Source organism: Drancourtella massiliensis (genome assembly GCF_016900655.1).
GTDB classification, from domain to species: domain Bacteria; phylum Bacillota; class Clostridia; order Lachnospirales; family Lachnospiraceae; genus Sellimonas; species Sellimonas catena.
The window spans coordinates 1-12,304 of the sequence record NZ_JACJKH010000031.1 but is presented as its reverse complement, the minus strand read 5'-3'; the positions used below and the strand labels follow the sequence as shown (position 1 = coordinate 12,304).

Below are 12,304 nucleotides of genomic sequence, written 5' to 3'. Positions count from 1 at the left end.
TCCTCCCTCCATCAATCAATGTCATCTGGAATAATTTCCATAATATCATCAATCGTACACCCAAGTGCTACACATATTTTAACAAGCACTTCAACTCTAACATCCTCATTTTTTCCCAGCTTTGCCATTGCATTTGTACTAATTTTTGCAGCTTTTATCAGCTGTGTTTTGCTCATATTTTTATCAATCAATATTTTCCACAATTTGTTATAACAGGCCCTCATATATTTTGCTCCTATTAAATTAAAACAACTAACACTGTTAGTTTATTATAGCATTTTAAGTTTAAATATTCAAAAAAAATTGAAATATTCAATTATGCTCTATTAACGTTTCTTATAATATCCATACTACCAATCTTACTTTATCTACAAATTCACTTTCACCTATTAAAAATAAAATCTATTTCTGTAATACCTTCAATGTCGGCCGTATAATAGTCCCTCTTATCTTCCTCATCAGCTTTAATATAATTATTTATCAAATCCTTGCATCCAATAATATCAATAGTTAAATCATTGATAAATTCGATTTCCGGATGAATTTCTAAGGGAAGTTCACTAAGAAGGCTAAATATTTCCTCTATGAGCATATTAACAATTTCATTATATACAATCCTTTCTGCTTCATCTGTATCTATTTCGCTTTCATCCCCATAATAGCGAGTACGATTGCTAATTATATAACCTATATCTAAAGCGTACTCATCTGCATTAACACTAATACAATATCAAAAAATCGCCTCTTCCAAAGCCGCTTTGCATATCGGAATATACAAATTTCTTAAAAGCCATAAGATTTTAGCCGATAGCGCACAGAAGTCATAGAATTTGCTTTGGTAAAACATTGATTTGTTGTCGAAATAAGCAATTAGTAGTATAATAAATTAAATATAGTCGTCTAAAACTGGTGAACGACAACTGCTATGTTTCACTAACGCATCATTTTAATACAACATTTTAATCATACAAGGGGGGGAGACAAAGGTGCGACTAATAAAAGCTCGTATTCAAGGATACCGAAGTATAATCGATACAGGATATTTTGACATTGAAAATGGAAAAACCATTCTGGTTGGGCCAAACGAAGCAGGAAAAAGTGCTATTTTGCAGGCCCTGCAAAAGCTTAATCCGCCCGATGGTGTTGAATTGTTCAATCCATTAAGAGACTACCCTCGTGCAAAATATGATGAAGATATTGAAAAGGGAAACATTGACCCTAAAACATTCACTGTTGTGGAAGGGTATTTTTCGCTTGAGGATTCTGAAAAAAAAGATCTCCCAGAATCGTATAGGGATATTATCTATGTATATGGAAGGAAATTGGATAATTCTACTTGGCATAAATTAGACAATGCGCCTTCGGAACTTGAATTCTCTGCTATAGATAAAGACTTGCAAAAAATGCTTGCCCACTTTCAAGAAACCTGCCACAAGCGGGGAGAGGCAGAGGCTGTAGTAACTGCAATTCAAACAGAACTTGAAAATACCATTTCTGGGCTTAAGCGGACATCTATCGTTTCTTTCGAACAAGCCAAATCGATTCAGGCATGGCTCAAAAAGAACATAAAAAATCTTGCAGATGATAATGAGTCAGAAGAAAGTCGATATGATAAACTTACTACTTTATTAGAGCAACCCATTGAACGCAATGAAGTATTACTTACTTGTAAAAAGATGTTGCCTCGCTTTATTCTGTTTAGCAACTATTTTAGGATTAAACCTTCACTTCATTTGAGAAAACTGGCCAATCGAGTTCAATCAAATGTTTTAGATGACTCTCAATATGATTATGGAAATTTATGCTTGCTTAAATTTTTAGGATTTACACCTAAAGAACTGGCAGATGCGGGTGACATTACGAAATGGGATGTGAGCGAACCCGATCAATATGAAAAATACAAAGCACAACTTGATGAACGTGACTATAGACTAAATGCAGCAACTATTCGCCTTACAAATGCCATTCGAGAAGTTTGGAATCCGACTCAATATAGCCGTGATGCAAACAAATTGAGAATTAAAGCGGATGGACAATATTTAAAGGTCGTCGTTGAAGATGAGCTCGGTGTTGAAGTCGAACTAGATCAGCGTTCAGAAGGTTTTCAATGGATGGTCTCTTTTTATGTTGTATTCTTTGCTGAATCATCTGACAGGCACAAAAATGCTATCCTATTGCTTGATGAACCCGGACAAAGTTTACACGCTTTAAAGCAAGCAGAATTTAGGGAAACACTATCAAAGCTTAGCGAGAAAAATCAAACTATATTTACAACACATTCGCCCTTTTTAGTTGGTTCAAATGAACTTGATAAGGTTCGTGTTGTGGAAATGGTTGATCGAAAAATAGGAACAAAAGTCAATTTGACATTAACTGCAACAGATAGTGGGGCCATTTTACCTTTGCAAGAGGCCCTGGGATATGATCTGGCACAAAGTTTGTTTTTCCATAAAAAAAATCTGATACTTGAAGGCTTGACAGATATGTGGTATTTAGAAGGCCTGTCAGATTTATTAAAAGCGAATGGAAAATGCGGCATTGATGAAAAAATCGCTCTATTACCTGCAAATTGCGCCACGAAAGTAGTGTACTATGCAACTATTCTTCATTCGCAAAACCTTAAAATAGCAGCATTATTGGATTCCGATTCCGAAGGAGATTTAGCCGCCAATCAAGACACTTTGGTTAACGCATTAGGTGCAAAAAAAATATTACGCACAAAGGATGTATATCAAGGTGATGTTATAAAAGTTGAGATTGAAGATATTTTGCGGGATACTTTAGTCACGATTGCAAAGGATGACCTGGGGTGGGATGCGACCGAAGAAGCAAAGCAACAAACAAAACGTCCGATAGTCGACATTCTCTCTAGTGTTGCTAAAGAAAATTTTTCAAAATATCAGTTAGCCAAAGCCTTTATTCGTTGGTCAAGAGACCATTCACTAAACGATTTAACTGAAACTGAAATCTCACAAGCAGAAAAATTGATTTCAAAGATAAATCATGTATTATCTTGATTTTGCAAGAAGTGGTAGTGTAAAAAACTTTGTGGCTTTGGTAAAAAATGGCTCCTTTTTGGTAAGAATTACAGATATGACAATTCTTATCGAAAAGGAGTTTATTTATGGCAGTAGCAAAAGACCAAATCCGACAGATTATTACAGAAAACAACATTACCAGTGTGGCTGATGTTTACTCCCTTCTCAAAGACAGCTTCAAAGATATATTGCAGGAGCTTCTGGAAGCCGAGATGGATGCAACTCTGGGCTACGAAAAAAACTGTAAAGGTGATCTTAAGAGCGATAATAAGAGGAATGGTCACTCTCCTAAAACACTCAAAAGCCAGTACGGGGAATTTCAGATCGATGTTCCCCGTGACCGCAATGGTGAGTTTGAACCAAAGCTGATTCCTAAATATCAGCGGGATATTTCCGGGATTGAGGAGAAAGTGATCTCGCTCTATGCCCGTGGAATGAGCACAAGGGATATTCATGACCAGCTGCAGGAACTTTATGGGATTGAACTTTCCGCCGAAATGGTCAGCAAGATCACGGACAAGATCCTTCCGGAAGTGAAAGAGTGGCAGTCACGTCCGCTGAATCCTGTATATCCGTTTGCTTTCATGGACTGTATTCATTACAAAGTCCGGGAAGACGGCAGGATCCTCAGCCGTGCTGCTTATATTGTACTGGGAGTTACCGTGGAAGGATACAAGGAGATTCTCAGTATTACCGTAGGAGCGAATGAGACCAGTAAATTCTGGCTTGGAATGCTCAACGACTTGAAAAACCGTGGCGTGCAGGATGTCCTGTTCTTCTGCGTAGACGGTCTCCCCGGATTTAAAGACGCAATTCAGGCCGTTTTCCCACAAGCACAGATCCAGCGCTGTGTTATCCATATGCTGCGCAATTCTTTTAAATATGTGAATTATAACGATCTGAAGAAGTTTTCCGCAGACTTCAAGGCTGTCTATAACGCACCTAATGAATCCGCAGCTCTTTCGGAATTGGAAACGATTAAGGAGAAATGGGGAAAGAAATATCCCTATGCGATCAGTAACTGGGAAAACAACTGGGAAGATGTGAGTTCTTTCTTTCAGTTTTCCGGAGATATCCGCAGAATTATGTATACCACAAACATCATAGAAGGGCTGAACCGTCAATACAGGAAAGTCACAAAGACAAAGAGTGTGTTCCCAAGCGATACCGCTCTTGAAAAGATGCTGTTTCTTGCGAGCAGAAATGTAACAAAGAAGTGGACGCAGCGTTATCGGAACTGGGATCAGGTGTTGAACCAACTGATTCTTCTATACGATGAGAGACTGACCGCATACCTGTAAAAGGAAAACAGGAGCGGATGAGAAACTATTCCGCTCCTGTCTTCATCTTATTCCTTCGGCATTTATAGTATTCCCAGAAAATCCCAGCTTATTCCTGAGACCGGGTGTGGGCAGAGCCCACGAAAAAGGGATTACTGATGCCGTTATTTGTGCTGCAAAAAATTTTAAAATTCATGTATAACATGAGTCAAATGGGTAATACTATAAACAGATAAGTAATTCGACAGCAAAAAAGCAGACGTTCCGACAAGACAATTATACATATCTGTTTCTTATCAAAGAAGATTTTTCCCCATAGACACAGAAATTTTTACGCCCTCCAAGAAGTTTTTCTTCGATTATCAGAAAATCGGCGCATCCTATGAGCCTGCGCCGATTTTCTTTATAGTTTTTACTGGGTTTCTTCCTCCATCTTCAGCCAATCCTCAAAGAACTTCTCCAGCATCACTGGTTTAGCACCTAGCACATATTATTTTTCTGGAATACAAACATTCAAACTTATATTTTCACTTTATAATATTATAAAACTACACCATTTTCTTTCAAAATGACGATTTTTGACGCTCTCAGACAAAAAGTCAGGACTCACAAAACCTTGTAAAATAAGACTTTACGAGTTCTAACACCGCAGGACAAAACCACCCCAACGAGCCAAAAGGTGGGGCTAATTACTTAATGGCTTTTGCTCCAGTGGCCTATTCAGAGATTGATATAGCCTTATTCTTCTTCAGCTAATTCTAACTCCAATTCTTCATTCTGTACAATTTCTCCTGTTTTCAATCCATATTTGATTCCCCTATCCACAGCCCCCTTCAGCGCCTTTCCACTCCGTGCAAATCCAATCATATAAATAGTCTCTTTAATCAGACTCTCCTTATCCATCACGCCTTTTTCCCGAAGCGTAATGCAAACCGCATTTTTAAACTCTTGCACACAGATTTCATCTGGCGTTCTCTTATTCATCTGTTCCAAATCTTTTCGAAATACTAAATATTTCTCCGGAATCTGATCTATCCTCCAAACGAATCGAACCTTAGACTGTTTATATTGTTTTGCCGTAACTTTTTTAAATGCTTTATCGGCTGCCTCCAATGTATACGAACTTGCTCGTCCTATTCCAAATGCTCTTAACGTTTTCCGAATCAGGCTGTCATACTGGATCGGAGCCTCCACGTCTATGATCTGTTGCATTTTCTCTGCGATGAGTGGAATAGACTCTTTCTGAACAAAATCTGCCGTAGACATACGAGTAGATTCAATCTGAGCCATATCATAATCTACAAAAGCATAATCCCATTCTTCTCGTTTGTGCTCTTCTATCACTGATGTTGTAACCGCCTTAGATGCAATCTTCTGTTCTGAATATTGAAATATGACAGGTTCGGAACCTTTTTCTTCTATTATAGGTTCCTGTAACTCTTTTTTCTCTTCAACTGCCTGTACGATTTCAGGTTTTATTTCAATTTCACTTTCTTCAGCAACGTAATGATTGTGATGCGCTTTCGCATATTCCTCTGCCTCTTCCTGTAGCCCATCAAGCACCTCTCCTAGTCTGAATAGTTCTTTCTCCTTATTTTCCCACCAGTCGATAGCCCAGATCCGATGCAGTTTCCACCCAAGACCTTTCAGCACACTAATCTGACCGATTTCCCGGTCACGAGTGTTCGAAGATTGCTGATAAGACTTATCGTCAAGCATGATCCCCAATAAATATTCCATCTTATTAAATGGATTTATGACAGCGATATCAATCTTAAATTTAGAATTTCCCACTGCTCTATGGTATTCATACCCATGTTCGGAAAGGTAGTGGCAAATCTGTTCCATAATACCTTGCTCTTTCTGTCCTCGTCCTCTCACAAAATCTCTATCAATTTTTCCTTTTTCTGCATAATCCAGAAAATTCCGAAGTGCTTCCACCCCTCTTGCCTTCGTTCGTCTCATGTTAATCTGATCTGCCGTAAGTGTAGTAAATACCATCATTTCTAATCTGGCACGAGTAACTGCCACATTTAATCGTTTCCATCCATTTTCTTTGTTCAATGGGCCCAAATTTAAAGAAAGCTTTCCTTCAGAATCCGGACCGTAAGCAATAGAAAAGAATATCACGTCCCTTTCGTCTCCCTGTACATTTTCCAGATTCTTGACAAATAACGTTTCTTCCCCTTCATTGGCCCATTTATCAAACTGTGGATCATTCTGATATTCGCCCTGCAGAATATCTTCGATAAAATTCTGTTGGTTGATATTGAAGGTAACCACTCCGATAGACTGTTGTGACAAAACAGGATGTTTATAACGTCTCTTAATTTCTTTTACAATTGCGTGAGCCTCTCCGCGATTTACCCTGTCTTTTCCACGCTCAAAAAATCCATCTACTTTTACCAGATTTACCTTTTTCTCTCCATCGTTTACAGATGGAAAGGTAAACATAGAATTTTCATAAAACTCGTTGTTGCTGAAATCAATCAGGCTTTCATGTCTGCTCCGATAATGCCAGTGCAAATGAGACTGTGGCATGCCAAGAGCCAAACAGTCATCCAGGATACTGTCCAAATCTTCTATATCAATATTGTCCTCATCTAACTTGTTTCCTGCAAAGAATGCAGTAGGCGGCATCTGATTGGGATCTCCGACTATGACCGCATCCATTCCTCTTGCAAGGACTCCAACGGCTTTACAGGTCGGAATCTGTGATGCTTCGTCGAAAATAACAATATCAAACAGATCATTCTTTGCCTCCAGATATTGGGCTACAGAAATCGGACTCATTAACATGCATGGGCATAATCTCGACAAGATGATTGGAATCTGCTCAAATAAAGAACGGATTGATATTCCTCGCCCATTGCTGCTGATAGCTCTTCTGAGAATATTTAATTCTCTGCTAATTTGAGTAGACTCAAAACCTTGTGGCAAATGGCTGGCTAATTCATAGAAAATTTCTTCTTTGGTAAGTTCCTTAAATTCCTGTTCCATTCTCTTAAAACGATTAATCTTCTCATTGAATACGATGCCAGTAAAGTTATTCAGTACAGGCTCCCCGTCAATAATCGATATAATCATGGTTTTATAAATTGATTTCAGATAAATGTCTATTATATGATCATGAGGTACACCTGACTCATATACTTTGCATACAGGCAGCAAGCCTTTCTCGATACAAGCTTTCTCGCTCTGCCGGTAAGTAATCCACTCTCTGATAGAAAAGGCATTCTGCATAATGCTGTCACACAATGCAATTTTAGCCTGCATCCAATTCTCTTCGGTCTCCGGAAATTCCAGTTTTAACAATTCACAAACCTGCTTCTCTTTTTCTGCCAGGTTATTAAAATCCTGTATAATGAGATTTGCCATGGAATTACAATTCTTTAATTTCCCCTGAGACTCCAGAATATTGATCTGTGTCCTAAACTGACTGATTTCATCGATCTGCGCTTTCAATTTCGTCTGATAGCCTGTCAGGTCAGCTTTTGTCGGATATTGCTGCAAAATTTCTTTCCATGCAAATGGTAATTTTTCTGTAGTTTCTTCAAACTCCTTTGCTTCCTGCTGATAAGTGGCAATATCGTTAATGTAAAATGGAATTTTGATGATTTCCGTCTGGAAAGATGCATATCCCTGGAACTCAGACAAAAGGCCTGCCAAAGCTTTATTTTTCCCAAATAATTTTGAAAGAGCCTTATCATACCTGTTCCGATAAGATTCCATGTCCATTTTCAGGAATGATTCATTCCAGTATTTTAAGATCTGTCTCCGCCTCTCCTCAAAAGCCACCTTCTTTTCCAGGTATTGATAAGGAACATAAAATTCTTCATCTATTGAATCTGCTTTACACAGAAAGTCCGGAATTTCTTCTGCTGAAAGAATGCTAACAGCACTCTTGTAAATCACATTCCATTCCAACTCTGTTACCGGAGCCTTTATCCCTAATAATTGAATGAAAGTCTCTGTATCTATCTGAAGTTTCTGTATGCTATCTTTATAATCGGACATTATGTTTTCCAGATCATATTTCAATCTTTGAATATATTCATCCAAGTGAACTGCTGCCAATGGATGTTCATGGGGATGGCCGACTGCTTTTCCTGCAGCTACCAGCTGCTGTAAACAATACAACCTTTCATTTAAATCTTTTTCCGTAAGATTGGAAACAAACTCAGGATCAAAATCAACTTCAGTTTCTCTTTCCGGAATCCCCTCATAAATATCCAATAATTCCCTTAAGCTCTTTCCAAATCTCCGCTCGATATGTAACGCTTGAGCATAACCGTCCAACTCAGCTTTAATCTTCCGAATCTCATCCAGTTTCTGATCATAGGAAGGTTCCTTTTCACCAACAACTAATTCCAGACTATGTTTTAGCTGATCCAGCACAGCTTTCTTCGTAGATTTATTGGAGTGCAGTTCTAGACAAAAATCTTGGATTCCCAGTGATTTAAGCCTTTTCTGTACCACTTCTAGTGCTGCCATTTTTTCTGCCACAAATAAAACCCTTTTCCCCTTCGCAAGGGCATTGGCTATCATTGCGGTAATAGTTTGAGATTTTCCAGTACCCGGAGGGCCATGTAGAACAAAACTCACTCCTTCAGCCGCCATATTGATTGCCCTCAACTGAGAAGAATCTACTGTAACTGGCAAATAAGCATCTTCCGTATCAACTTCTGGTGGAATAGTACATTCCCAGTCAATCACACCATTCATTAGGCTTCTGACAATCTTATTATTTGCCAGAAAATCACTTTTTCCGCAAATATCATTCCACATGACGAATTGAGAGAAAGTAAAATTTCCTATCACTGCAACTTCCAGAACATTCCATTTGGGAAAATCCATAATTGCATCATAAATAATAGAAAAAATCTTAGGCAGATCCACACCATGTTCATCCATAGGAAGCGGATTCAGTCCATAAATCTGAATGCCGTAATTTTGTTTCAGAAACTCCAACAGCGTTACATTTACCTGCACTTCTTCATCTCTCATGTACATGGCGTACCCTTTGCTTGCAGATTTCCTTTTGATATCAACTGGAATCATAATCAAAGGTGCATACCGTGGATCAGAATTCTGTTTATTCTCATACCATCTTAATAAGCCTAATGCAAGATACAATGTGCTTGCTCCATTTTCTTCCATAGATGCCTTAGCGGAACGATACAATTTCGTCAGGCGCTTTTCAAGCTCCCGAGCTGTGTATATAGAATGTATTTTTTTCTGTTTGCTTTCCAAATCAATAAACTCTTTTACACCATCCAACCTGCAGAGATTTTCAATCAGAACCTTATTATCCGTGTCAATTTTTATATCTTCTGGACGGGGTAATACTCGAAACTCTTCTCCATCAGCAAGGGCATCTTCCAGCAAACTTACATCCGAAGCTAGTAATGGAAGGACTGATTGATTAATACGGAAGTTAATCAGTAAATTTCGCATATTCAGATCCAACAACTTCCGCTCCCACTGCATTTGTTTGGTTATCGTTTCCTTCTTATTGATCTGTGACAAATCGAAAATTTCCCCAACTGCTTCCGGAGTATCTGTCACTTCTTCCTTTTTTCGTTCTTCATGTACTACCACAAACCCGTTATCTTGTTTCACCCGTACCGGCAAAGGACGAATACCTAAGCTGCGGGCTCTCCTGATATCAATTACAAATTCAAACTCTTCATACCTGGCAATCTGACTCTGTCCCAAATGGATTGCTTCATCAAATGAAAAATTTTTTCCTGCACACATGGCTGTACATTCTACAACAATAACCTCATGAATTCCTTTCGACATTCTTTTTTCCAGTTGAGACGGATCATCCATGATCATATCGGAGAAAGATTGTTCAATCAACCAGAGCCCAGCAAAAATATGTCCCTTCATCATGATCAAAAACGGATTCAGACCAATTGCTTCCAGACAAGCCACATATAACAAGGTCAGATCCAGGCATGTTCCCATATGTTGTTCCATAATCATATCAGACAGTCGGACACGCTGCCCGTAGGTTTCAAAACTAGCAGGTGGTTCTACATAAGTAATATTCTGTTCCTGAATTGCCGCATAAACTGCTGCCGCCATATATTTCACACGATTATGATCACCATACTGATATCCGGCCAGAGAGGGATCACCTGTCCATTCTTTCAGATATATTACTGCTTTTTGCAAAACAGCTGCCGCTATCGGATGATTAGGCAACACATAAGAAATCAACAATTCTGGAGTATACTGCATCCCTGGCCATTGATCAAAAGGCAGTATAATCACCTCTTTTGTATCGACTGCCAGTTCCTGCCCATCTTTACATACTTTTATGTTCAGACTACAAACCATTCGCTCTGTAAGCCCTACCAATCCATCAACATTTACATTGATGTTGATGTCATTAAGACTGATTTTATCGCCCGCACCAATACTCTGGATTGTACGCTCAAAAGTCTTAATCAAACTATTATTTGATTCAATCTTTAATACAATATTTTCCAAATTCTCTTCATAATTATTTTTCAGACTGATTTCCCTGACAATGCTGTCACCATTGTGAATAAGTGCATATGTCAAATATTCATCTATACGACAAGTAATTTCCATCCCGTTCAAAACTGTTTCTGTCGTCTCTGACATATTCTTAATCCCCCCCTTTCTCATTTTGGTTTTTTATCAGGAAAGACGCAATTTATTAAACAGACTTATGCTAAGGCCTTTACAATCCTCGAAGAATATTCAAATAATCCTGTCTCTGATCCACAACTGCATAGATAACCACTCTTTTTCTTTCTTCATCCACTTTGTAAAACACAAGATTTTTTTCTAAAACTAACACTCTATATCCCTGCCGTCTTAAGATTCCATATCTGGGGATGATTCCAATATCCGGATGATCACCCAAATGAAAAATACTTTCCTCTAATTCATCTAATTTCTGCAATGCAACTTCCGAACCGAAATTCTCGTTGATATAAAGGATAATTTTACGGATCTGCTCATCTGCTGTATCAGTACGAACAACTGTGTATTTCATATCATTTCTCCTTCAGCATCTGTCTCAGATCACGGAAAGTATTTTCAATGGGTTCTACCCTTCCGTTCTTCTCATCATCTTCAGCTTCTGCCAGCATTTCCAATAACTCTATTCTTGATTTCATCCTCTTGTATTCATCATACGAAAGAGAAACAGTATCTCCTCTGCCGTTCACCGTAATAATGACAGCCTCTTTGTTTTCCCTGCACTGCCTCGATATTTCACTGTAATGATTTCTCAAATCTGCTGATGGACGAATAGATTCTTGTAATGAAAACATAATCGTACCTCCTATCTTTTTATAGTCATATTATATCATCTAATGACTATTTTTTCAACCATCCCTCTCACGACTCTACTACACCATTTACTACACCATTTTCGCGAAAAATGACGATTTTTGACGCTCTCAGACAAAAAGTAAGAACCCGCAAAAGCCTTGTAAAATAAGGCTTTACGGGCTCTGACACCACAGGACAAAACCACCCCAAACGAGCCAAGAGGTGAGTGCTAATTTTTTTAAATTTTATGGCGAGAACTTTTAAAAGGGTTAATTTTACCTTGTTTTTCATCCTCATATCGTATTTCGATACTATCCGGCTGATCACCAATGGATGACACATATGCCAAATACTCTTCTTCTCTTCCTCAATCAACTCTTTTGCTCCTCAAACGCCTCCGGCAGATATGCTTCCGTCCATCCTTTTCCCGCCTTCTCCCATTTCTTAATTTCATCCCATCTGGTCAGCACTTCACCTGAACCCGGCACGACTGCATTCCCAAACACATGTGGATGCCGCTGCGCCATTTTATCAATAATCCCCTGGTTAGATTAGTTACTAAGACTTCCCATACCTGAAATGGGCTTCGCTCCTTGAAAATTCAATATTTCAGCTGACAAAATAGTGATTTATGCCCCTATAGACTCTGGATGGAGTGCGTTACGCAGA

Annotated in this window: 9 protein-coding genes; 2 read left to right on the top strand and 7 right to left on the bottom strand. The window is 38.6% G+C overall.

The window, feature by feature from the left end:
* Positions 1-11: 11 nt before the first annotated feature.
* Entirely contained in the window at positions 12-224 is a 213-nt protein-coding gene (locus H6A32_RS13870; RefSeq protein ID WP_087252109.1) for a helix-turn-helix domain-containing protein, read from the bottom strand.
* A gap of 158 nt (positions 225-382) precedes the next feature.
* On the bottom strand, positions 383-592 hold the full coding sequence (locus tag H6A32_RS13865) for a hypothetical protein (protein ID WP_087252110.1): 210 nt from the start codon (positions 590-592) through the stop codon (positions 383-385).
* Between the two features lie 394 nt (positions 593-986).
* Between H6A32_RS13865 and H6A32_RS13860 the strand changes: the two genes are divergently transcribed.
* Together H6A32_RS13860 and H6A32_RS13855 are read left to right on the top strand one after the other, a co-directional pair.
* A complete protein-coding gene (locus H6A32_RS13860; RefSeq protein WP_087252111.1) occupies positions 987-3,017 on the top strand; it encodes an AAA family ATPase in 2,031 nt (676 codons plus the stop codon).
* Positions 3,018-3,124: 107 nt separating this feature from the next.
* Entirely contained in the window at positions 3,125-4,339 is a 1,215-nt protein-coding gene (locus H6A32_RS13855) for an IS256 family transposase (protein ID WP_087252112.1), read from the top strand.
* Between the two features lie 717 nt (positions 4,340-5,056).
* Here the strand turns inward: H6A32_RS13855 and H6A32_RS13850 are convergent.
* From H6A32_RS13850 to H6A32_RS17055, 5 genes are all read right to left on the bottom strand, one after another.
* Positions 5,057-10,957: a DUF3320 domain-containing protein gene (locus tag H6A32_RS13850; RefSeq protein WP_204864622.1), complete on the bottom strand. Its 5,901-nt coding sequence runs from the start codon at positions 10,955-10,957 to the stop codon at positions 5,057-5,059.
* Positions 10,958-11,036: 79 nt separating this feature from the next.
* A complete protein-coding gene (locus H6A32_RS13845) occupies positions 11,037-11,354 on the bottom strand; it encodes a type II toxin-antitoxin system RelE/ParE family toxin (protein WP_087252114.1) in 318 nt (105 codons plus the stop codon).
* Position 11,355: 1 nt separating this feature from the next.
* The gene (locus H6A32_RS13840; protein ID WP_087252115.1) at positions 11,356-11,634 is read right to left on the bottom strand and encodes a type II toxin-antitoxin system Phd/YefM family antitoxin; all 279 of its coding nucleotides are present in this window, start codon (positions 11,632-11,634) and stop codon (positions 11,356-11,358) included.
* Between the two features lie 67 nt (positions 11,635-11,701).
* Positions 11,702-12,010, bottom strand: coding sequence for a hypothetical protein (locus H6A32_RS13835; protein WP_204864621.1), 309 nt, complete (start codon positions 12,008-12,010; stop codon positions 11,702-11,704).
* Complete coding sequence (locus H6A32_RS17055; RefSeq protein ID WP_204864620.1) at positions 12,007-12,162, bottom strand: hypothetical protein; 156 nt, start codon at positions 12,160-12,162, stop codon at positions 12,007-12,009. The genes H6A32_RS13835 and H6A32_RS17055 overlap by 4 nt, the downstream gene beginning before the upstream one ends.
* Positions 12,163-12,304 lie beyond the last annotated feature (142 nt).